The sequence below is a fragment of the Streptococcus oralis genome (assembly GCF_016127915.1).
In the GTDB taxonomy this organism is placed as follows: domain Bacteria; phylum Bacillota; class Bacilli; order Lactobacillales; family Streptococcaceae; genus Streptococcus; species Streptococcus oralis_BO.
The window spans coordinates 1382148-1406229 of record NZ_CP066059.1; the positions used below are offsets into that span (position 1 = coordinate 1382148).

A 24082-nucleotide genomic window follows, 5' to 3' on the forward strand; every position below is an offset into this window, starting at 1 on the left:
TAGGAAGCTTGACGTAGAATCAAAGATTCTAGGAAAGCTTATCTATTTTCCGAGCTTTTAGCCCGAGTTCAATTGGGTTCAAATCAGTTAACTTAAGCTTTTAGCCCGGGTTCAATTGAGCTCGGTCAGCTCTTAGCTACAACTCAACTCACCAGCTCGTGAGTTGAAACCAACAAAAACAAGATAAACATTGAGAACGGGTGGGTCCTGCCTATCCGTTTTTATTAAAATCGTGTTATAATAGAATAGAAATTAAAAATAAATAGGAGAAACAAACCTCATGGCACGCGAATTTTCACTTGAAAAAACTCGTAATATCGGTATCATGGCTCACGTCGATGCCGGTAAAACAACAACTACTGAGCGTATTCTTTACTACACTGGTAAAATCCACAAAATCGGTGAAACTCACGAAGGTGCGTCACAAATGGACTGGATGGAGCAAGAGCAAGAACGTGGTATCACAATCACATCTGCTGCGACAACAGCTCAATGGAACAACCACCGCGTAAACATCATCGACACACCAGGACACGTGGACTTCACAATCGAAGTACAACGTTCTCTTCGTGTATTGGACGGTGCGGTTACTGTTCTTGACTCACAATCAGGTGTTGAGCCTCAAACTGAAACAGTTTGGCGTCAAGCAACTGAGTACGGAGTTCCACGTATCGTATTTGCTAACAAAATGGACAAAATCGGTGCTGACTTCCTTTACTCAGTAAGCACACTTCACGACCGTCTTCAAGCAAACGCCCACCCAATCCAATTGCCAATCGGTGCTGAAGATGACTTCCGCGGTATCATCGACTTGATCAAGATGAAAGCTGAAATCTATACTAACGACCTTGGTACAGATATCCTTGAAGAAGATATTCCAGCTGAATACCTTGACCAAGCTCAAGAATACCGTGAAAAATTGGTTGAAGCAGTTGCTGAAACTGATGAAGAATTGATGATGAAATACCTTGAAGGTGAAGAAATCACTAACGAAGAATTGAAAGCTGCTATCCGTAAAGCAACTATCAACGTTGAATTCTTCCCAGTATTGTGTGGTTCTGCCTTCAAGAATAAGGGTGTTCAATTGATGCTTGATGCGGTTATCGACTACCTTCCAAGCCCACTTGACATCCCAGCAATCAAAGGTATCAACCCAGATACAGACGAAGAAGAAACTCGTCCAGCATCTGACGAAGAGCCATTCGCAGCTCTTGCCTTCAAGATTGCAACAGACCCATTTGTAGGTCGTTTGACATTCTTCCGTGTATACTCAGGTGTTCTTCAATCAGGTTCTTACGTAATGAACACTTCTAAAGGTAAACGTGAACGTATCGGACGTCTTGTGCAATTGCATGCCAATAGTCGTCAAGAAATCGAAACTGTTTATGCTGGTGATATTGCAGCTGCTATTGGTTTGAAGGATACAACTACTGGTGATTCATTGACAGATGAAAAAGCTAAAATCATCCTTGAGTCAATCCACGTTCCAGAACCAGTTATCCAGTTGATGGTTGAGCCAAAATCTAAAGCTGACCAAGATAAGATGGGTATCGCCCTTCAAAAATTGGCTGAAGAAGATCCAACATTCCGCGTTGAGACAAACGTTGAAACTGGTGAAACAGTTATCTCAGGTATGGGTGAACTTCACCTTGACGTCCTTGTTGACCGTATGCGTCGTGAGTTTAAAGTTGAAGCGAACGTAGGTGCTCCTCAAGTATCTTACCGTGAAACATTCCGCGCTTCTACTCAAGCACGTGGATTCTTCAAACGTCAGTCTGGTGGTAAAGGTCAATTTGGTGATGTATGGATTGAGTTTAGTCCAAACGAAGAAGGTAAAGGATTCGAATTCGAAAACGCAATCGTCGGTGGTGTGGTTCCTCGTGAATTTATCCCAGCGGTTGAAAAAGGTTTGGTAGAATCTATGGCTAACGGTGTTCTTGCAGGTTACCCAATGGTTGACGTTAAAGCGAAGCTTTACGATGGTTCATACCACGATGTCGACTCATCTGAAACTGCCTTCAAGATCGCAGCTTCACTTGCCCTTAAAGAAGCTGCTAAATCAGCACAACCAGCTATCCTTGAACCAATGATGCTTGTAACAATCACTGTTCCAGAAGAAAACCTTGGTGATGTTATGGGTCACGTAACTGCTCGTCGTGGACGTGTAGATGGTATGGAAGCACACGGTAATAGCCAAATCGTTCGTGCTTACGTTCCACTTGCTGAAATGTTCGGTTACGCAACAGTTCTTCGTTCTGCATCTCAAGGACGTGGTACCTTCATGATGGTATTTGACCACTACGAAGATGTACCTAAGTCAGTACAAGAAGAAATCATTAAGAAAAACAAAGGTGAAGACTAATCAGTCCTCACTCTAGAAGGAAGTCACTTAGTGGCTTCCTTTTTTGTCTTTAACTATTCATTTTTACTGAATATAGTATACGAATTTGGTCGCTAAGTGAGAGGCTTACTACTTCTATCTAGAAAGAAAATATTCTAATTTGATAAATTAAAGTATATGAAGGTTCCGAATTCCGTAGAAAAGTTAATAAAAATGAGGGAAAGATTCATAAATACACTTTTAGATAGAAAATTCAGAAAATTGACTCTTTTGCCTTGAAAATTTTTGAAAAAATGGTATGATAGTAACAAGCTATTTTTTTAAGAGAAGAGAAAGGGGAACAATGGAGAAAATCAGTTTAGAATCTCCTAAGACGGGGTCGGACCTAGTTTTGGAAACACTTCGGGACTTAGGGATTGATACCATTTTTGGTTATCCTGGTGGTGCAGTCTTACCTTTGTATGATGCGATATACAATTTTAAAGGTATTCGCCACATCTTAGGACGCCATGAGCAAGGTTGTTTGCACGAAGCTGAAGGATATGCCAAATCAACTGGAAAGTTGGGTGTTGCCGTCGTCACGAGCGGACCGGGAGCAACAAATGCCATTACAGGGATTGCAGATGCCATGAGCGATAGCGTTCCCCTTTTGGTCTTTACAGGTCAAGTTGCAAGAGCTGGGATCGGAAAGGATGCCTTTCAGGAGGCGGACATCGTGGGTATTACCATGCCCATTACCAAATACAATTACCAAGTTCGTGAGACAGCAGATATTCCTCGTATCATTACGGAAGCTGTCCATATCGCAACGACAGGTCGACCAGGTCCAGTTGTGATTGACTTACCAAAGGATGTATCAGCTCTAGAGACAGATTTCATCTATTCACCAGAAGTAAATTTACCAAGTTACCAACCGACGCTTGATCCGAATGACATGCAAATCAAGAAAATCTTGAAGCAATTGTCAAAAGCCAAGAAACCTGTTTTGTTAGCAGGCGGTGGTATCAGCTATGCAGAAGCTTCTAAGGAGCTCAATGAATTTGCTGAACGTTACCAAATTCCAGTAGTCACTAGTCTTTTGGGGCAAGGAACCATTGCAACGAGTCATCCGCTCTTCCTAGGGATGGGAGGCATGCATGGTTCTTTCGCAGCCAACATTGCAATGACGGAAGCGGACTTTATGATTAGTATTGGTTGCCGTTTCGATGACCGCTTGACTGGGAACCCTAAGACCTTCGCGAAGAATGCTAAGGTTGCCCATATCGATGTTGACCCAGCTGAGATTGGTAAGATTATCAGTGCAGATATTCCTGTAGTGGGGGATGCTAAGAAAGCCTTGCAGATGCTACTGGCAGAACCAACTGTTCATAACAATACTGAAAAGTGGATTGAAAAAGTCACCAAGGACAAGAATCGAGTTCGTTCTTATGATAAGAAAGAACGTGTGGTTCAACCTCAGGCCGTTATTGAACGCATCGGTGAGTTGACGCATGGTGATGCCATTGTCGTAACTGACGTAGGGCAGCACCAAATGTGGACAGCTCAGTATTATCCTTACCAAAATGAGCGTCAGTTAGTCACTTCAGGTGGTTTGGGTACCATGGGATTCGGAGTTCCTGCAGCTATCGGAGCCAAGATTGCCAATCCAGAAAAAGAGGTCATCCTTTTTGTTGGTGATGGTGGCTTCCAAATGACCAACCAAGAACTAGCTATCCTAAACATCTACAAGGTGCCGATTAAGGTTGTCATGTTGAATAACCATTCACTAGGAATGGTTCGTCAGTGGCAGGAATCCTTCTATGAGGGTAGAACTTCCGAGTCAGTCTTTGATACCCTTCCTGACTTCCAGTTGATGGCACAGGCCTACGGCATCAAAAACTATAAGTTTGATAATCCAGAGACGATAGAGAAGGATCTAGAAGTCATTCTGGAGGATGTGCCCATGTTTATCGAGGTGGATATTTCTCGTAAGGAACAGGTCTTACCGATGGTACCAGCTGGTAAGAGCAATCATGAGATGTTGGGGGTGAAGTTCCATGCGTAGAATGTTAACAGCTAGATTGCAAAACCGTTCAGGAGTTTTGAATCGTTTTACAGGTGTCCTTTCTCGTCGTCAAGTCAATATTGAGAGTATCTCAGTTGGTGCGACAGAGAACCCCAATGTATCTCGCATCACCATCATTATTGATGTGGCTTCTCATGATGAAGTAGAGCAAATCATTAAACAACTCAATCGTCAGATTGATGTGATTCGCATTCGTGATATCACAGATAAACCGCACTTGGAAAGAGAAGTTATCTTGGTAAAAGTATCTGCTCCCGCTGAAAAGCGTGCAGAAATCTTGGCCATTATCCAACCTTTCCGTGCAACGGTAGTAGATGTGGCTCCAAGCTCAATCACCATCCAGATGACGGGAAATGCTGAAAAGAGTGAAGCTTTATTGCGAGTGATTCGACCATACGGCATTAAAAATATCGCTCGTACGGGTGCAACTGGATTTACCCGCGACTAATACTCTTAGATTTTCAATGAGTATAAAATCCAGCATAAATTTGTTTAACCAGCCTATAAGGCAATAAAAATAGAAAAGAGAGAAAAACTATGGCAGTTCAAATGGAATACGAAAAAGATGTTAAAGTAGCAGCGCTTGACGGTAAAAAAATCGCCGTAATCGGTTATGGTTCACAAGGACATGCGCATGCGCAAAACTTGCGTGATTCAGGTCGTGATGTCATCATCGGTGTGCGTCCAGGTAAATCTTTTGACAAAGCAAAAGAAGACGGATTTGACACATACACAGTAGCAGAAGCAACTAAATTGGCTGACGTTATCATGATCTTGGCACCAGACGAGATCCAACAAGAATTGTACGAAGCAGAAATCGCTCCAAACTTGGAAGCTGGAAATGCAGTTGGATTTGCTCACGGTTTCAATATCCACTTTGAATTTATCAAAGTTCCTGCAGATGTAGATGTCTTCATGTGTGCTCCTAAAGGACCAGGACACTTGGTACGTCGTACTTACGAAGAAGGATTTGGTGTTCCAGCTCTTTACGCAGTTTACCAAGATGCAACAGGGAATGCTAAAAATATTGCTATGGACTGGTGTAAAGGTGTTGGGGCAGCTCGTGTTGGTTTGCTTGAAACAACTTACAAAGAAGAAACTGAAGAAGATCTCTTTGGTGAACAAGCTGTACTTTGTGGTGGTTTGACTGCCCTTATCGAAGCAGGTTTTGAAGTCTTGACAGAAGCAGGCTATGCCCCAGAATTGGCTTACTTTGAAGTTCTTCACGAAATGAAATTGATCGTTGACTTGATTTATGAAGGTGGATTCAAGAAAATGCGTCAATCTATTTCAAACACTGCTGAATACGGTGACTATGTATCAGGTCCACGTGTGATTACTGAGCAAGTTAAAGAAAACATGAAAGCTGTTTTGGCAGATATCCAAAATGGTAAATTTGCAAATGACTTTGTGAATGACTACAAGGCTGGTCGTCCAAAATTAACTGCTTACCGTGAACAAGCAGCTAACCTTGAAATTGAAAAAGTTGGTGCAGAATTGCGTAAAGCAATGCCTTTCGTTGGTAAAAACGACGACGACGCATTCAAAATCTACAATTAATTCTTGTAAAGAGAGACAGAAGGCGAGTTGGGGGTACCTAACTCGTTTTTTATCTTGAACAGTATTTGAGGAGGAGACAATGCTAAGTGCAAAAGATGTGGTGAAAGCCCACAAAGTTTTGAGTGGTGTAGTAGTTGATACACCACTAGAATATGATCATTATTTATCAGAAAAATACCAAGCAAAGATTTATCTCAAAAAGGAGAATGCGCAACGAGTTCGCTCTTTTAAAATTCGTGGAGCCTATTATGCCATTTCTCAACTGTCAAAAGAAGAACGCGGGCGTGGTGTAGTCTGTGCCTCTGCGGGAAATCACGCCCAAGGTGTCGCCTATACTTGTAATGAGATGAAGATTCCTGCAACAATTTTTATGCCTATTACAACACCGCAACAAAAGATTGGGCAGGTTCGCTTTTTCGGTGGAGAGTTTGTGACAATCAAGTTGGTTGGGGATACCTTTGATGCTTCTGCTAAGGCAGCACAAGAATTTACATTAACAGAAAACCGCACCTTCATCGATCCTTTTGATGATGCGCATGTTCAGGCTGGTCAAGGGACTGTAGCTTATGAGATTCTTGAAGAAGCCCGTAAAGAGTCTATTGATTTTGATACAGTACTTGTACCAGTAGGTGGTGGCGGATTGATTGCCGGCGTTTCTACATATATTAAGGAAACCAACCCGACTATTGAAGTGATTGGGGTAGAAGCTAATGGTGCCCGCTCTATGAAAGCTGCCTTTGAGGCTGGGGGTCCAGTTAAACTCAAAGAAATTGATAAATTCGCTGATGGGATAGCTGTACAGAAGGTTGGACAATTAACCTATGAAGCGACTCGAAAGAATGTTGAAACGCTGATTGGGGTGGACGAGGGATTGATTTCTGAAACCTTGATTGATCTTTATTCCAAGCAAGGAATTGTAGCGGAACCAGCAGGGGCTGCTAGTGTTGCAGCCTTGGAAGTTTTATCAGACTATATCAAAGGTGAGACGATTTGTTGTATCATTTCTGGAGGAAATAACGATATCAACCGTATGCCGGAGATGGAAGAACGTGCCTTGATTTACGATGGAATCAAGCATTACTTTGTAGTGAATTTTCCACAACGTCCTGGAGCTCTCCGAGAGTTTGTAAATGATATTTTAGGGCCAAATGATGATATCACTCGTTTTGAATATATCAAACGAGCAAGCAAGGGGACAGGTCCTGTATTGATTGGGGTAGCTCTTGCCAATAAGCATGATTATGCTGGCTTGATTCATCGAATGGAAAAGTTTGATCCATCTTATATTAATTTGAATGGGAACGAAACGTTGTATAATATGCTGGTTTAAGCTAAAATAAAATTCTTATCATATTATTTGCGTAATAATGATGATGGTGCTATAATGAGGGTGACGAAAGGGGGAGATTCCCATGGTTTTACAAATTTTACTTGTTTTATTATTATTAGTGGTGATTGCATCAGTGATTATGGTTAGTTCTGTGTATGTGGTTCGACAACAATCTGTCGCTATCATAGAACGCTTTGGTAAATACCAAAAGTTGAGCAATAGTGGCATTCATTTACGAGCTCCTTTTGGGATTGATAGGATTGCGGCAAGAGTTCAACTACGCTTGTTGCAAAGTGAAATTGTTGTAGAGACAAAGACGCAAGATAATGTATTTGTAACGATGAATGTGGCAACTCAGTATCGAGTGAATGAAAACAATGTCACAGATGCTTATTATAAATTGATGCGTCCAGAAGCCCAGATTAAATCCTATATTGAAGATGCTTTGCGTTCATCTGTACCAAAGCTAACCCTAGATGAGTTGTTTGAGAAGAAGGATGAAATCGCCTTAGAAGTTCAAAAACAAGTGGCTGAAGAAATGTCTACATATGGGTATATCATTGTCAAAACGCTGATTACTAAGGTTGAACCTGATGCTGAAGTAAAACAATCAATGAATGAAATTAACGCGGCTCAACGTAAGAGAGTTGCGGCGCAAGAGCTTGCTGAAGCAGATAAGATTAAAATCGTGACCGCAGCAGAAGCTGAAGCAGAAAAAGATCGCCTACATGGTGTAGGGATTGCAGAGCAGCGTAAAGCAATTGTTGACGGACTAGCTGATTCTATCCAAGAGTTAAAGGGAGCCAATGTTGAGCTAACTGAAGAACAAATCATGTCTATCCTATTAACGAACCAGTATTTAGATACGTTGAATAATTTTGCAGATAAAGAGGGTAATAATACAATCTTTCTACCAGCAAATCCTAATGGAGTTGAGGACATAAGAACTCATATATTATCGGCTTTAAAAGCCAAATAAAAATATGCAGAATAATATAGTTACGACGTATATATGTTTTTTTATTGACAAATGAAATAAAAACGTATACAATTAAGTATTGTAAAGAATAATTTAGGAGAAGAACATGGCTAAGTCGAACTTTGAAAAAGTAGAAGCAGTTGTTGGCTGGGTTCGTGATAAGAAAATCACAGGCTACCGTATCTCTAAAGAAACGAATGCGCGTGAAATGTCTATCATTGCTCTAGCACAAGGACGCGCAAAAGTTAAAAATATTTCATTTGAAACAGCTCTTGGTTTAATCGATTTCTATGAAAAAAATCATGAAAAATTTGAAGATTAAACTGTGGTCACAGGCAGATTCCTGAATCGAGTCTGCCTTTTCTTTACAATTACAAATTAAAAAGACTGCATTCTTTATGCAGTCTTTGTTTATTAGCTGAGATAGCGTTGAAGAAATTCTTTTGTCCGTTCTTCTTTAGGGTTCGTGAAGAGTTCCTCTGGTTTACCTTCTTCAGCAATGACGCCCTTATCCATAAAGATGACACGGTGAGAGACATCGCGAGCGAATTCCATTTCGTGGGTTACAACGATCATGGTCAAGCCTTCTTGAGCCAAATCCTGCATAATTTTGAGGACTTCTCCGACCATTTCAGGGTCAAGAGCAGATGTTGGTTCGTCGAAGAGAATGGCATCAGGATTCATGGAGAGAGCGCGGGCGATAGCCACACGTTGTTTCTGACCACCTGATAGTTGCTTCGGTTTGGCTTGCCAGTAACGTTCTCCCATACCAACTTTTTCGAGATTCTCTTTGGCAATTTTTTCAGCTTCAGAGTGGTCACGTTTGAGTACAGTTGTTTGGGCAACGATCGTATTTTCAAGGACATTCAGATTTTCAAAGAGATTGAAAGATTGGAAAACCATACCGAGCTTTTCACGATAATGGGTGAGGTTATAGCCTTTTTCTAAGACATTTTCTCCTCGATAGAGAATCTCACCCTCTGTAGGTGTTTCTAGTAAATTAATCGAACGAAGGAAGGTTGATTTTCCACTTCCTGAGCTCCCGATGATGGAAATAACCTCTCCTTTATGGACGGTGAGAGAAATGTCTTTTAGCACTTCGTTTTGCCCATAGGATTTTTTGAGGTGTTTGATTTCAAGAATTGGTTGTGTCATTTTTTCAAATCCTCCGTTTGCATTTGGTTAGCACCTGTAGTGTAAGTATCCATGTCCATACGACGTTCGATGAAGCGTAGGATACGGGTCACAGTAAAGGTGAGGACAAAGTAAATCACGGCGATGATGGTAAAGGTCTGGAAGTATTGATAGGTTTGTGTTGCTACAGTATTTCCTGAGAAATAAAGCTCAACAACTGAAATAACGTTCAATACAGAGGTATCTTTGATATTGATGACAAACTCATTACCAGTAGCAGGTAGAATATTACGGACAACCTGAGGTAGGACAATCTTACGCATGGTTTGATTGTGGGTCATACCAAGAGCGGTTGCGGCTTCAAATTGTCCCTTGTCAACTGCCAGTATACCACCACGGACGATTTCTGTCATGTAGGCACCCGTATTGATTGAGACGATGAAGATAGCAGCTAGTGTCCGGTCAAGGTTAATACCAAAAGCTTGAGCAGTTCCATAGTAGATAACCATGGATTGAACAATCATCGGTGTACCACGGAAGATTTCAATATAGACATTGAGAATCCAACCGACTAGTTTCTGTAGGGCGTACATTGCCTTATTCTCAGATAGTGGAGCAGTACGGAAGACCCCGATTGCAAGTCCGATAAGGAGACCTATGATGGTTCCGATAATGGAGATTAAGAGTGTGATACCAGCACCACGCAAGAGTTGTTGCCAGTTTTCAGAAAGGATCTTAGCGACTTGGCTAAAGAAACTACTTTCTTCCTCTGTTGTTGTAGACTCCACAGGTTGCTCTTTGATCATACGATCCATGAGGGCTACTTGCTCATCCTTTGAGATGGTTTCGATGCTCGCATTGATTTGGTTGATACGGCTGTCATCTTTACGAAGTCCAATGGCAATAGCTGTATCTTCTTCGCCAGTTTTGAAACCTGGTTGAGGTTGGATCATTTTGAACTTAGCGTTAGCAGACTCAGCGGTCATTGCTTCAGGTCGTTCAGAAACATAGGCATCAATAACACCAGCCTCCAGAGCTTGACGCATTTGGGCGAAGTCACCCATAGCTGTTTCTTTTTTGGCACCTGGAATTTGGGAAATCAGGTCATAAAGATAAACACCTTGTTGAGACGTGATTTTTGCTCCACTAAAGTCTTCCAAAGATTTGGCATTCGCATAGGCAGAGTCCTTTTTTACCAATAGAACCGGTTCGCTAGTATAGTAACTGCTTGAAAAAGCAATTTCTTGTTTGCGTTCAGCGGTTGGGCTCATACCGGCAATGATCATATCGATTTTGCCAGAAGTAAGTGCTGGAACAAGTCCTTCCCATTTGGTTTTCACGACCAAAGGTTCCTTGCCTAAGTCTTTGGCAATCTTTTTTGCGATTTGAACATCGTAGCCGTTGGCATATTGGTTGGTACCGTCGATTTTGACGGCGCCGTTACTATCGTCGTCTTGAGTCCAGTTGAAGGGAGCGTAAGCAGCCTCCATCCCGATGCGTAAATATTCGTCGGCTTGGACTTGGCTAACTAGTCCTAAGGTAAGGGCTAGGCTAGCAAGGATAGATAAGCATAATTTTTTCATGTTTTCTCCTATTTCTAGTCTAAAAATGACTCTCTCTATTGTATCTAAAAATAGTGAGATTTTCAATACAAGTAAGCCTTTACTTATAAAAAATGATATAATGGTAAAAAGATTGAAAGGGAACCGATCATGAAAAAAAGATGGCTGTTGGCTTTGGTATTTACTTATTTATTATTTATCCCGAGCTTGGTTTTTGCAGTAGACTTTGATATCTTATCCTATCAGGGGGATTTGAATATTCATGCAGATAATACTGCAATTTTTAAGGAAACAATTACCTACCGCTTTGGAGACGATTATAATGGTCAGTTGGTTGGACTAGGGAAAGCTGGGAAAATGCCGGAAGGATTTGACATTGATCCCGACCCGACTGTTCAGGTCTCTAAAAATGGAAGAATTGTTCAAAATGTTTCCTTCTATACTATGGAGGAAGAGGACGGCTACAAGGTAAAAATTTACAATGCTGGATATGCTGGAGATACTGTTCGTGTAACGGTTACCTGGAAACTAACAAACCTTCTCTTCTTATATAAGGATATCGCAGAGCTAAATTGGCAACCCTTGACAGATAGTACTGGAGACATCAAAGAGATTGAGTTCAAGGTCAGCTCAGATACTCCAGCAGAGAAACTCTATTTTCATGCAGGCCAACTCCTAAGGGACTCTAGTGTTGAAAAAGTAAATAATCTCTATCATGTCAAAATGAAAGACCTTCCGAGAAAGCGACAAATCGAATTACATGCTTACTGGCCGAGAAGTGCTTTTGCAGAAGCTCCAGATCAAGGATTAGAGGAAGAACGTTTAACCGATTTTAACCGGATTGAAAGCAATATAGCGACAGAAAAAGCGCAAAGTGAGATGTTGATGAAATGGGTATTTCCCGTCATTTTTATGAGTCTCTTACTTCTAGTTCCTCTCTTCTATAGGAAGTTTCGTCAGAGTACAAGCATTAAAAAGGTCTTTCCAAAAGATCATCGACTCTACGAACCACCGATGGATTTGCCTCCAATGGTTTTAGCAGAAGCAGTGTATTCAACCTCCTTAGAGGAAGTCAATCCCCTAAACAAATCAGGGTTTGGTAAATTTACTTTTGAACGTTTGATTCAGGCAACCTTGTTGGATTTAGTAGATCGAGGCCATTTATCTATTTTCCAAGGGGATGAGGAACCTTATGTGCGCATTATCAGTGAAAAGGGTTTGTCCAATTTTGAGAAGGAATGCCTGCGCATGACTTTGTCAAATAAGAAAGAATTGGCTATTTCAGAGCTCTTCCCTGATTACCAAGTTTCATCTTCCCTTTACCGTGGTGCCAAAGAGTCAGATGAAAAACATATCCGAGAAACAGGCTCGCGTCTTAAACGCTCCTTTGAAGGAAGACTTCAACGCATTCAGTCTTGTGTCAAGGATAAGGTCCATGTACTTCGTATCCCAAGCTACTATCGTTCCTTGACAAGCGAGGAACGCCGCCTTGCTCTCGGGATGCGAGTTTGTTCAGCCATAACAGCTCTAGGTGGACTGCTATTCTTTTACTATAGCTGGCAAACACATGGTTTCTTTTCGATCCCATTTCTACTCTTAGGATTGACAGGATTAGGGGCTAGTTTCTGGGTTTACCTTGCCACGCGAGGAGCCTATCGCGATGGAGTTCTAACAGAGGAAGGAGCGGAAATCTTCTATCTCTGGACGAGTTTTGAAAATATGCTTCGGGACATCGCTCATCTGGATCAGGCCGAGCTAGAGAGCATCGTCCTTTGGAACCGTCTACTGGTCTATGCGACTCTCTTTGGTTATGCCAAGAAGGTGAGCAAGTTAATGAAAGTCCGTCATATTCAGCTTGAAAATCCAGATTTGAATCTTTATGTAGCCTATGGTTGGCACTCACAGTTCTACACCTCAACTGCACAAATCAAGCAATATACTGCTGTCGCAAATACAGCTAGCAATTACTCTGTATCTTCTGGAAGTGGTTCTTCAGGTGGAGGATTCTCAGGAGGAGGTGGCGGTGGAAGCATCGGCGCCTTCTAAAAAATCTATCGCAACATCCGAAATTATGCTATAATAGAGGACAGAAAAAGGAGTAATGTATGTATTTTATTGAAATTTTGAAGTCAATCTTTTTTGGGATTGTTGAAGGAATTACAGAATGGTTGCCGATTTCAAGTACTGGCCACTTGATCTTGGTTGAAGAATTTGTCCAATACAAGGACCAGAATGAAGCCTTCATGTCCATGTTTAATGTTGTCATCCAGCTTGGTGCCATTTTAGCAGTTATGGTCATTTACTTTAACAAGCTTAATCCTTTCAAACCTGGTAAAACTAAGGTAGAAGTTCGTAGAACTTGGCAGTTGTGGTCAAAAGTCTTTGTTGCGACCTTGCCTTTGCTATTGGTTTTTAAACTAGATGATTGGTTTGATGCTAACTTCCATAACATGGTTTCAGTTGCGATTATGTTGATTATCTATGGTGTTGCCTTTATCTACCTTGAAAAACGAAATAAGGCGCAAGCCATTGAACCAACAGTAACAGAGCTAGACAAGTTACCTTATAAAACAGCCCTTTACATTGGGCTCTTCCAAGTCCTCGCCCTCTTTCCAGGAACGAGCCGTTCAGGTGCGACGATTGTTGGTGGTTTGTTGAATGGAACAAGCCGCTCAGTCGTAACAGAGTTTACCTTCTATCTCGGAATTCCTGTTATGTTCGGAGCCAGTGCTTTAAAGATTTTCAAATTTATTAAAGCAGGTCAACTCTTGAGTTTTGGACAACTGTTCTTGCTCTTGGTAGCTATGGGTGTTGCCTTTGCGGTCAGCATGGTTGCTATTCGTTTCTTGACTAGCTATGTGAAGAAGCACGACTTTACACTCTTTGGTAAATACCGTATCGTACTCGGCAGTGTCTTGTTGCTCTATAGTTTTGTGCGTTTGTTTGTATAAGTTGAAAATAGAATAAAATAGGATAGTTCTCCAAAAAAACATTTGGGGAACTATCCTATTTTTTTAATTGTTTAGCTTATTTTTTATTACCTTATTATGTCACTTTGTCCTACGTTTATCCAAGGCTTTAAAAGTAAACGAAAAGATTGTATTTAATTTGATTGGCTTAAAATTTCTTGGATCAAAGATTCATCAAAAATATCTAAGCCGATGGATTGAAGCATAAATTGTAAAAAATAGATACGATCAACTATTTTTTCGGAAGAATTTTCAAAAATACTTCCTTCTACCCAAAAGTTAGTCAAAAGCAAGATTGTCTCGGCCACTTCATTAGGGAAGGGGATGGGTTGAATGGACTGATCTTCTATTCCTTTTTTTATAATATCTGCAATAAGGGGAGTTCCTATACGCAGATTGTAACGGATAGTAGTCAGCATGAACTCTGCATCAAGAGGCGCGTGATTCAACATTTCGTAGTTAGTTTTCTGACTTTTTAAACTAAACTGAAAGATTTCTTTGAGCTGTTCTCTTCCAGTTAAATGACTGGTGGATTCAAGCCAGTCTAGCAATTCCTTTTCCATCAATTGATAACGCTGTTTTAAAACTGCAAAAAGAATTTCATCTTTTGATTGAAAATGGTGATAAATGGCTCCTTTTGAAATACTAGCTGTTTGCGCTATGTTTTGTACACTTGTTTTTTCATAGCCGTTGTGAATAAAAAGCTGGGTTGCTGTATTTAAAATTTTTTCTCTCATGGCCTGGGATTTGTCTTTTCGCTGCGCCATTCTGTTCCCCTTTGTTTCTAATATAGCTTTATTCTACCAAAAAAGCCGGAGAAATACAAAATCATAAAAATATCTTTAAGCCTTGTCTTGCTGATCCCTTTGATACCAAAGATAGATACTGTAAGCCGCCATCAAGATATAGCCTAGGAAAAAGAGGGGATTTTCCGTTCCCTTGCCTACAAAGATGGCTTCGCCAATAGTATTAATGAGCCCATGAAAGAGGACACAATAGAGGACAGACTGACTGACCTTGTAAAGAGCTGCCAGCCAGAAACGGCTGAGCAGGCAAGCGGCTGTAAAGACCAGAAAGGAGGTCCCCGCCTGACTGCTGCCGGGCATAAAGAAGAGGGGCAGATGCCAGACAGCCCAGATTAACCCAGTTGCTACAGTTGCCAAAGGGAAGGGCAGGATCTTCTCCAGACTTGGCTGCAGGAAGCCCTGCCAGCCAATCTCTTCATTGCCGCCTGTCAGAAGAGTCGTTACCAGAGCCAGAACCAAGACATTCAAAAGATTCAAACCTGGCAGCGGCCTGGTCACAAAGGCAATGGAAATCGTGTATAGCCCCACAAAAATCAATAGATAAGGCCAGCTTCTTTTCCTAGTAAACTTGATAAAAGCCAGCATTTCTTTCAAAGACTTACCTAAGACAAGCTTGGCACTTATAGCAGGACCAAATGTTCCCACTATCATGAGAAGCGGATAAAGCAGCGGCACTCGTTCTTTCAGAACAGCTGAGAGAATCCACGCAGACCAAGTGATACCAAAAGTCCAAAGCAGAAACATTAGAATTTGCTTGACAGATGAGGAAGCTTTATAGCTTCTAGCTTGCATCTTTCTCAGCCCCTTTCCGGTTGCCCTTCCAATACCACCAGCCGACCAGCAGGGCGGTCATGACCAGATTAGCAGCCTGGAAGCTGAGATACCTTCCGCCATTTGTAGCACTGCCGACAATCGTCGCCTGAGCAAAGTTAATGCAGCCGTGAAAGACCATGCAGGCAAATACAGAGGCCGTCTGCTTATAGAGAGCCGCCTGACAGAAACAGAGCAAGATACCAAAGGAGAGATAGAAGGGCAAAGAAATCTGACTTTGACTCGTTCCCGGAATCAGCCAGAGGGGCAGATGCCAGGCCACCCAGACCAGAGCCGTGATGACAGTTGCCAGAGGGAAGGAGAATTTTTTCTCCAAAGCCGGCTGCAGGAGGCCCCGCCAGCCCAGCTCTTCGTTCCCGCCTCCAGCAAAGGTGACAAAGGTCCAGCCCAGAGGAAACATCAGAACGGCATTGAGCGGCGGTAATACAGGATTGGCGATAAAAAGGGTCAAAACCCGAACCAGACAGAAGACCAGCATGTAAATCCACCAGCCTTTGGCATGGGAGAAGATAAAGTCCAGCATCTTCTTAGGATGAGAAATTTTGAGGCTGATAAAAGTTCCCAAGGCCGGTCCGAAGCCCCCGATGAAATTGAGAGCAAGGCCCAAAGGCTCAGCCCCGCTGGTCAGCTAAATATACTGAAGCAGCCAGGCTCCCCAGGTAATGCCAAAAGTCCAGGCCAGAAAGGGCAGGATATGCCTTGTCTCTGGCTCTACATGTGTTTGTTTGTTCATACGATAACTCCTTATCAAATGTAGAATAGTGAAAAGTCATCCGAAAACTGGTCAAAAGCATCCTTTACTTTCAGTCTTTCAGATGATTGCCTGTTTTGAAACGCAGATTTTTAAAATCCGATCATTCGGTTTGTTTTGTTATAAAAAATAAAGACCTGCGCCAAATAGAAAACATAGTCTTTTAGTCCTTGCCTAAAATAAAAAGCAAAGATAGACTAAATAATCCTAAAAGCTATATCAGCACCGTTTAGCTACTGCCTGCTGCTTTTAGTTTCTAAGTTGTCCTGACTCTGATGCTTAAGACAGGCCATTTCTCTGCTACTTGCTCCTTTCTTGATTTTGCAATCGCCGAATTTGCCAGAGATTGGAGGCAATGCTCAGACTGCCTACTGCCATAATACCCAGTCCTCGCCATGGGCTAAAGACAGAAGTCAGCAAGCCACCAGCAAGGACAGCATATCCAGCTTTGACTCCCCACTTAGAATAGCGTATGAGATTCTCACCCTGTGTTATCTTTTCTAGCCACACCTTACGTTTTTCTGCCTGCTGCTGCAAAAACTCTTTCTGACCTTCCCGCTGCCGATCCAGCTCCTGATTAAACTTGAGGATGTGATCGCTTGTTTTTTCTACTACAGATTTCTTCATTTCTGCTCCTTTCTTTTTAAAAACCGACCAGGCGGTTTTTATTTTATAAACTCAGTATAACAGACACAGAAAACTTTGTCCAGTATTTTTTCAAAAAAGATTATTTTTAGTTAATGAAAATCATCAGCCAACTTAGAAACTCGTCACAAGCAACTATCTCATACTAAAAACTATATCTAAAAAAGCCCGGTAACGAACCAAGCTTTTATCTTTATTCAAACCCCGTCACTGTCAGTCCTAGCAGTCGGATACCTCGTGGTTGTTCTTCCAAGCTATCGTATATCTCATGCGCAGTTCGCTCGATTTGCTCCTTGTCTTGAGTAGCTAAGGCCAAACTTTTCCTTTTAGTCAAGGTGGAGAAATCGGCATAGCGGATTTTCAGAACGATGGTTCGCCCTTTCTTATCATGCTTAGTCAAGCTATTTTCTACCTTCTGTGCCAACAGGGTCAGCTCTTTTTTGATGTCTTCTTCTACTTGTAGGATTTTTCCGTAGGTTTTTTCCTTGCCAATGGACTTACGAATGCGATCAGACCTGACCGGTGAGTTATGAATGCCCCTGGCCTTTCGATAAAGGTCAAAACCGAGTCTGCCGAACCGATCGATTAAAGTGACTTCTGAGAGATCCAATAAGTCTGCACCAGTATAAATGCCCATTTCATGAAGACGTTCAACTGTTTTTTTGCCCACACCATGGAATTTAGCAATGTCCATTTGTTTGAGAAAGTCTTGGGACTGATCTGGGAGGATAACTGTTAAACCATGCGGTTTTCGATAGTCACTAGCCATTTTAGCTAAGAATTTGTTATAAGAAACGCCTGCAGAAGCAGTCAGGTGTAGTTCCTGCCAGATATCCTGTTGGATGAGACGAGCTATTTTGACGGCTGACTTGATACCGAGTTTATTTTCCGTCACATCTAAGTATGCCTCGTCGATACTCATAGGTTCAATCAAATCAGTGTAGCGTTTAAAAATAGCTCGAATCTCAAGTCCCACAGTCTTATACTTTTCATAATTTCCAGAGATAAAGACAGCTTGGGGACAGCGCTCATAAGCTTCTTTAGAACTCATGGCTGAATGAACACCAAAAGCTCGTGCCTCATAGCTACAGGTAGAAACGACACCACGCCCACCAGTTTGTCTGGGGTCGCTTCCGATAATGACAGGTTTGCCCTTTAACTTAGGATTATCTCTAATTTCCACCGCAGCAAAAAAGGCATCCATGTCGATATGGATGATTTTTCTGGACAGATCATTTATCAATGGAAATATGAGCATTTCAATCCCTTTCTAGAGCCATTTTCTATTTATTATACCCTTTTTTCTGAAAAAATGGGAAAGTTCAACCTGACTTTCAAAAATATAATACAGATAAGAACAAAAAAGGGACTGTATTATAAAAGAAAGCGTCTAAAATGCCGGGTTTCTCTTGTTGAAATCGGTTACTGTATGGTATACTTGTCTTAAGAATGTAACAGATGACTGTTACTAGAAAAAAGAGGACATTAACATGGTTGTTAAGACAGTTGTTGAAGCACAAGATATTTTTGATAAAGCTTGGGAAGGCTTCAAAGGCGTAGATTGGAAAGAAAAAGCAAGTATTTCTCGCTTCGTTCAAGCTAACTACACACCTTATGATGGAGATGAAAGTTTCCTTGCTGGACCAACAGAACGTTCACTTCACATCAAAAAAATCGTAGAAGAAACAAAAGCACACTACGAAGAAACTCGTTTCCCAATGGACACTCGTCCAACATCTATTGCTGATATTCCAGCAGGATTTATCGATAAAGAAAACGAATTGATCTTCGGTATCCAAAACGATGAACTCTTCAAATTGAACTTCATGCCAAAAGGTGGTATCCGTATGGCTGAAACTACTTTGAAAGAAAATGGATACGAACCAGATCCAGCTGTTCACGAAATCTTTACTAAATACGTAACAACAGTTAACGACGGTATCTTCCGTGCCTACACTTCAAACATTCGTCGCGCTCGTCACGCTCACACTGTAACTGGTCTTCCAGATGCCTACTCACGTGGACGTATCATCGGTGTTTACGCACGTCTTGCTCTTTACGGTGCAGACTACTTGATGCAAGAAAAAGTAAACGACTGGAATGCAATCAAAGAAATCGATGAAGAAACAATTCGTCTTCGTGAAGAAGTAAACCTTCAATACCAAGCATTGCAACAAGTTGTTCGCTTGGGTGACCTTTACGGAGTTGATGTCCGCAAACCAGCGATGAACACGAAAGAAGCTATCCAATGGGTTAACATCGCCTTCATGGCTGTCTGCCGTGTTATCAATGGTGCTGCTACATCTCTAGGACGTGTGCCAATCGTATTGGATATCTTTGCAGAACGTGACCTTGCTCGCGGTACATTTACTGAATCAGAAATCCAAGAGTTCGTTGATGATTTCGTTATGAAACTTCGTACAGTTAAATTTGCTCGTACAAAAGCTTATGACCAATTGTACTCAGGTGACCCAACCTTCATCACAACTTCTATGGCTGGTATGGGTAACGACGGTCGTCACCGTGTTACTAAGATGGACTACCGTTTCTTGAACACTCTTGACAACATCGGTAACTCTCCAGAGCCAAACTTGACAGTTCTTTGGACTGACAAATTGCCATACAACTTCCGTCGCTACTGTATGCATATGAGCCACAAACACTCTTCTATCCAATACGAAGGTGTAACAACAATGGCTAAAGACGGATACGGAGAAATGAGCTGTATCTCATGCTGTGTGTCACCACTTGACCCAGAAAACGAAGATCAACGCCACAACATCCAGTACTTCGGTGCTCGTGTAAACGTTCTTAAAGCCCTTCTTACTGGTTTGAACGGTGGTTACGACGATGTTCACAAAGACTACAAAGTATTTGACATCGATCCTATCCGTGACGAAGTTCTCGAATTTGAATCAGTTAAAGAGAACTTTGAAAAATCTCTTGACTGGTTGACGGACACTTATGTAGATGCTTTGAACATCATCCACTACATGACTGACAAGTACAACTACGAAGCTGTTCAAATGGCCTTCTTGCCAACTAAACAACGTGCCAACATGGGATTCGGTATCTGTGGATTTGCTAACACTGTTGATACATTGTCAGCTATTAAATACGCTACAGTTAAACCAATCCGTGATGAAAATGGCTACATCTACGATTACGAAACAATCGGTGAATACCCACGTTGGGGTGAAGATGACCCACGTTCAAACGAATTGGCAGAATGGTTGATTGAAGCTTACACAACTCGTCTACGTAGCCACAAACTTTACAAAGACGCAGAAGCTACAGTATCACTATTGACAATCACATCTAACGTTGCTTACTCTAAACAAACTGGTAACTCACCAGTCCACAAAGGTGTATACCTCAACGAAGATGGTTCTGTGAACTTGTCTAAACTTGAATTCTTCTCACCAGGTGCTAACCCATCTAACAAAGCTAAAGGTGGATGGTTGCAAAACTTGAACTCACTTGCTAGCCTAGACTTTGGTTACGCAGCTGATGGTATTTCATTGACAACTCAAGTTTCTCCACGTGCTCTTGGTAAAACTCGTGACGAACAAGTTGATAACTTGGTAACAATCCTTGATGGTTACTTCGAAAACGGTGGACAACACGTTAACTTGAACGTTATGGACTTGAACGATGTTTACGAAAAGATCATGTCAGGTGAAGACGTTATCGTCCGTATCTCTGGATACTGTGTAAACACTAAATACCTCACACCAGAACAAAAAACTGAATTGACACAACGTGTCTTCCACGAAGTTCTTTCAATGGATGATGCATTGAGCTAAGATTCAATTAGAATGAAAAGAAAGCTAGTCTATAGGACTGGCTTTTTTTGTGCCCTTATATTATCTATTCAAGACTTCAAAAATTTTTTAAAAAATAGTCAAATTTGGTCAAAAAGTTATTGACTTTTACTGACCAATGTGATATAGTAGAAACATAAGGAAAATGAATTCCTTAGAAAACTTCATTTTCAATGATTCTACTTCTTGAAAATGTACGATAGATACCCTAGAAAGGGGTGAGGCCTATGTTAAATCTAACAGAATTTGAAAAGAAAATGATAAAAGGCTTATTTAAAAAAGAAAAACCAGAAATTATACGTAGGGTAGCTAGTTAGCTAGTCTAAAATTTTTAAGACAAAGGTCAAAGATAGTCAATATCAGAGATCGCAATTAAGTAATAATAAACGAGGTAAAGAATATGAACAACAACTTTAATAACTTTAACAACATGGATGATTTATTTAACCAATTGATGGGTGGTATGCGAGGATATAGTTCTGAAAATCGTCGCTACTTGATTAATGGACGTGAAGTGACACCTGAAGAATTTGCTATTTACCGTCAAACAGGTCAACTTCCAAGCGAAGGTAGTGAACAAGCTCAGTACGTTCAAGGCAAAGCTATGAAACAAGATGGGATTCTTGCAAAACTTGGACGAAACTTAACAGCAGAAGCTCGTGAAGGTAAGTTGGATCCAGTTATTGGACGTAATAAAGAGATTCAAGAAACTTCTGAAATTCTTTCTCGCCGTACTAAGAACAATCCTGTTCTTGTTGGTGATGCTGGTGTTGGTAAAACAGCAGTAGTAGAAGGTCTTGCTCAAGCTATCGTGAATGGTGATGTTCCGGCTGCCATCAAGAATAAAGAAATTATCTCTATTGATATTTCAGGACTTGAAGCTGGTACTCAATACCGTGGTAGCTTTGAAGAAAACATTCAAAACTTGGTAAATGAGGTTAAAGAAGCTGGAAACATTATCCTCTTCTTCGATGAAATTCATCAAATCCTGGGTGCAGGTAGTACAGGTGATGGCCAAGGGTCTAAAGGTCTTGCGGATATCTTGAAACCAGCTCTTTCACGTGGTGAATTGACAGTGATTGGTGCAACAACTCAAGATGAATATCGTAACACTATTTTGAAAAATGCTGCCCTTGCTCGACGTTTCAACGAAGTCAAGGTCAATGCTCCTTCTGCTGAAGATACCTTCAAGATTCTCCAAGGGATTCGTGATCTTTATCAACAACACCACAATGTTGTCTTGCCAGATGAAGTTTTGAAAGCAGCTGTTGATTATTCTGTGCAATACATTCCACAACGCAGCTTGCCAGATAAGGCGATTGACTTGGTCGATGTAACAGCTGCTCACTTGGCAGCCCAACATCCAGTAACAGATGTGCACGCAGTGGAGCATGAAATCGAAGAAGAAAAAGCAAAACAAGAAGTTGCAGCTGCTAAAGAAGATTACGAAGCAGCTTTGAAAGCAAAAGTTCGCATCGAAGAACTTGAAAAGAAAATTGCCAACCATACTGAGGATCACAAGGTAACTGCAACAGTCAATGATGTAGCTGAGTCTGTAGAACGTATGACTGGCATTCCAGTTTCTCAAATGGGTGCAACCGATATTGAACGTTTGAAAGATATGGGGCACCGTTTGCAAACCAAAGTTATCGGTCAAGACAAGGCGGTTGAAGCAGTGGCCAAAGCGATTCGTCGGAACCGTGCAGGCTTTGACGAAGGGAACCGCCCAATCGGTAGCTTCCTCTTTGTAGGGCCTACTGGTGTTGGTAAAACTGAGTTGGCTAAACAATTGGCCCTTGATATGTTCGGAACTAAAGATGCCATCATCCGTTTGGACATGTCAGAATATAGCGACCGTACAGCCGTTTCTAAATTAATCGGTACAACTGCAGGTTATGTTGGTTACGATGACAACAACAATACTTTGACTGAACGTGTTCGTCGCAATCCATACTCTATCATTCTTTTGGACGAGATTGAAAAGGCTGATCCTCAAGTAATCACCCTTCTCCTCCAAGTCTTGGATGATGGTCGTTTGACTGATGGTCAAGGAAATACAGTGAACTTTAAGAACACGGTCATTATAGCAACATCAAATGCTGGATTTGGCTATGAAGCCAACTTGACAGAAGATGCGGACAAACCAGAATTGATGGATCGCTTGAAACCATACTTCCGTCCAGAATTCCTCAACCGCTTTAACGCAGTTATCGAGTTCTCACACTTGAATAAGGAAGACCTTTCTAAGATTGTGGACTTGATGTTGGCGGAAGTCAACCAAACTTTGGCTAAGAAAGACATTGATTTGGAAGTTAGTCAAGCAGCTAAGGACTTTATCACAGAAGAAGGTTATGACGAAGTTATGGGTGTTCGTCCTCTCCGTCGCGTGGTTGAACAACAAATTCGTGATAAGGTGACAGATTTCCACTTGGATCATCTAGATGCCAAACATCTGGAAGCAGATATGGAAGATGGCGTTTTGGTCATTCGTGAAAAAGCCTAACTCAAGATTTTGAGAATAAAAAAAGAACCAGTTATTGTAACTGGTTCTTTTGCGTTTAGATGACATGGCGCTCAAAGGCATCATCTGAGATTCCTTGTTCCAAGATGAGTTTTGCCCATTCTTTAGCAGAAAAGAGGCTGTGGTCCTTGTAGTTTCCGCAAGATTCGATGGTTGTTCCAGGGACATCTTCCCAAGTAGTAGTCTCAGCGATTTCCTTGAGCGAATCTTTGATAACAGCTGCAATCTCGGCGCTAGTATGGCGTCCCCACATAATCATGTGAAAACCTGTACGGCAGCCAAATGGCGAACAGTCAATCATACCGTCAATGCGGGTACGGATGAGTTTTGCCAAGAGGTGTTCGATAGTGTGAAGCCCAGCAGTAGGGATAGAGTCTTCATTTGGTTGCACCAAGCGAATATCAAAGTTGGAGATGACATCTCCCTTTGGTCCGGTTTCTTCCCCAATCAAGCGAACATAGGGTGCTTTAACAATGGTGTGGTCAAGTTCAAAACTTTCAACAATAACTTCTTTTGACATGGTAAATCCTTTCAGTTTTCTTCTTTCATTATATCATAAAGCCTGCTCTTGATGGAGTTTGATAAATGACTTTTTGGATAATAAAGTCTCCGTACATAAACCTCAGAATTATAAAAAAAGAATGGAGTAAAGGAAAAGAAAAACTGAGTTCTTTCTAATGAAGCTAGAGCGACTTTTGAAAAGTGGATCAACTTTTTCTGAAATTTCTGTTTAATCTCTGAACTAATTCTGAACTAGATTGGGT

The 24082-nt window shown here is 41.4% G+C and carries 18 protein-coding genes and 1 pseudogene; 11 read left to right on the forward strand and 8 right to left on the reverse strand.

Annotated elements, in window-relative coordinates; genetic code table 11:
- Positions 1-280 precede the first annotated feature (280 nt).
- From fusA to I6H78_RS06770, 7 genes are all read left to right on the forward strand, one after another.
- Entirely contained in the window at positions 281-2362 is a 2082-nt protein-coding gene (gene fusA, locus I6H78_RS06740) for an elongation factor G (protein ID WP_198459195.1), read from the forward strand.
- 322 nt (positions 2363-2684) lie between these two features.
- Positions 2685-4385: an acetolactate synthase large subunit gene (locus I6H78_RS06745; RefSeq protein WP_000411744.1), complete on the forward strand. Its 1701-nt coding sequence runs from the start codon at positions 2685-2687 to the stop codon at positions 4383-4385.
- Entirely contained in the window at positions 4378-4854 is a 477-nt protein-coding gene (ilvN, locus tag I6H78_RS06750) for an acetolactate synthase small subunit (RefSeq protein ID WP_001253813.1), read from the forward strand. Before I6H78_RS06745 ends, ilvN begins: the two co-directional genes overlap by 8 nt.
- A gap of 89 nt (positions 4855-4943) precedes the next feature.
- Positions 4944-5966, forward strand: coding sequence for a ketol-acid reductoisomerase (ilvC, locus tag I6H78_RS06755; RefSeq protein WP_000290683.1), 1023 nt, complete (start codon positions 4944-4946; stop codon positions 5964-5966).
- A 79-nt stretch (positions 5967-6045) separates the two neighbouring features.
- On the forward strand, positions 6046-7296 hold the full coding sequence (gene ilvA / locus I6H78_RS06760) for a threonine ammonia-lyase IlvA (protein ID WP_198459196.1): 1251 nt from the start codon (positions 6046-6048) through the stop codon (positions 7294-7296).
- A gap of 82 nt (positions 7297-7378) precedes the next feature.
- Complete coding sequence (locus I6H78_RS06765) at positions 7379-8275, forward strand: SPFH domain-containing protein (RefSeq protein ID WP_061407987.1); 897 nt, start codon at positions 7379-7381, stop codon at positions 8273-8275.
- A gap of 106 nt (positions 8276-8381) precedes the next feature.
- On the forward strand, positions 8382-8597 hold the full coding sequence (locus tag I6H78_RS06770; protein ID WP_001130031.1) for a capsule biosynthesis transcriptional regulator: 216 nt from the start codon (positions 8382-8384) through the stop codon (positions 8595-8597).
- 92 nt (positions 8598-8689) lie between these two features.
- Here the strand turns inward: I6H78_RS06770 and I6H78_RS06775 are convergent, their stop codons facing one another.
- Complete coding sequence (locus I6H78_RS06775) at positions 8690-9430, reverse strand: amino acid ABC transporter ATP-binding protein (protein ID WP_000193352.1); 741 nt, start codon at positions 9428-9430, stop codon at positions 8690-8692.
- Positions 9427-10992 carry an ABC transporter substrate-binding protein/permease gene (locus tag I6H78_RS06780; protein WP_049520836.1) on the reverse strand — a complete coding sequence of 522 codons (1566 nt, stop codon included), beginning with the start codon at positions 10990-10992 and terminating at the stop codon, positions 9427-9429. The genes I6H78_RS06775 and I6H78_RS06780 overlap by 4 nt, the downstream gene beginning before the upstream one ends.
- A gap of 129 nt (positions 10993-11121) precedes the next feature.
- Here I6H78_RS06780 and I6H78_RS06785 point away from each other — a divergent pair, with 129 nt between their 5' ends.
- Positions 11122-13017, forward strand: a complete 1896-nt coding sequence (locus I6H78_RS06785) for a DUF2207 domain-containing protein (protein WP_198459197.1) — start codon at positions 11122-11124, stop codon at positions 13015-13017.
- Positions 13018-13076: 59 nt separating this feature from the next.
- The gene (locus tag I6H78_RS06790; RefSeq protein WP_000273567.1) at positions 13077-13922 is read left to right on the forward strand and encodes an undecaprenyl-diphosphate phosphatase; all 846 of its coding nucleotides are present in this window, start codon (positions 13077-13079) and stop codon (positions 13920-13922) included.
- Between the two features lie 152 nt (positions 13923-14074).
- Here the strand turns inward: I6H78_RS06790 and I6H78_RS06795 are convergent, their stop codons facing one another.
- The 5 genes and pseudogenes from I6H78_RS06795 to dinB all read right to left on the reverse strand — a co-directional run bounded on the left by I6H78_RS06795 (position 14075) and on the right by dinB (position 18231).
- The gene (locus tag I6H78_RS06795; protein WP_000079021.1) at positions 14075-14707 is read right to left on the reverse strand and encodes a TetR/AcrR family transcriptional regulator; all 633 of its coding nucleotides are present in this window, start codon (positions 14705-14707) and stop codon (positions 14075-14077) included.
- A 75-nt stretch (positions 14708-14782) separates the two neighbouring features.
- Positions 14783-15538: a CPBP family intramembrane glutamic endopeptidase gene (locus I6H78_RS06800; RefSeq protein ID WP_198459198.1), complete on the reverse strand. Its 756-nt coding sequence runs from the start codon at positions 15536-15538 to the stop codon at positions 14783-14785.
- Positions 15528-16310 (reverse strand): annotated as a pseudogene (locus tag I6H78_RS06805) (lysostaphin resistance A-like protein). The gene I6H78_RS06800 and the pseudogene I6H78_RS06805 overlap by 11 nt, the downstream one beginning before the upstream one ends.
- 318 nt (positions 16311-16628) lie before the next feature.
- Positions 16629-16955 carry a hypothetical protein gene (locus I6H78_RS06810; protein ID WP_198459199.1) on the reverse strand — a complete coding sequence of 109 codons (327 nt, stop codon included), beginning with the start codon at positions 16953-16955 and terminating at the stop codon, positions 16629-16631.
- 211 nt (positions 16956-17166) lie between these two features.
- The gene (gene dinB, locus I6H78_RS06815) at positions 17167-18231 is read right to left on the reverse strand and encodes a DNA polymerase IV (protein ID WP_198459200.1); all 1065 of its coding nucleotides are present in this window, start codon (positions 18229-18231) and stop codon (positions 17167-17169) included.
- Positions 18232-18463: 232 nt separating this feature from the next.
- On the opposite strand from dinB, the gene pflB reads away from it, so the two are divergent.
- Positions 18464-20779 carry a formate C-acetyltransferase gene (gene pflB, locus I6H78_RS06820; protein ID WP_198459201.1) on the forward strand — a complete coding sequence of 772 codons (2316 nt, stop codon included), beginning with the start codon at positions 18464-18466 and terminating at the stop codon, positions 20777-20779.
- A gap of 418 nt (positions 20780-21197) precedes the next feature.
- Positions 21198-23300, forward strand: coding sequence for an ATP-dependent Clp protease ATP-binding subunit (locus I6H78_RS06825; protein ID WP_198459202.1), 2103 nt, complete (start codon positions 21198-21200; stop codon positions 23298-23300).
- Between the two features lie 55 nt (positions 23301-23355).
- Here I6H78_RS06825 and I6H78_RS06830 read toward each other — a convergent pair whose 3' ends face one another.
- Positions 23356-23838, reverse strand: a complete 483-nt coding sequence (locus tag I6H78_RS06830) for an S-ribosylhomocysteine lyase (protein WP_000032557.1) — start codon at positions 23836-23838, stop codon at positions 23356-23358.
- Between the last annotated feature and the right edge of the window lie 244 nt (positions 23839-24082).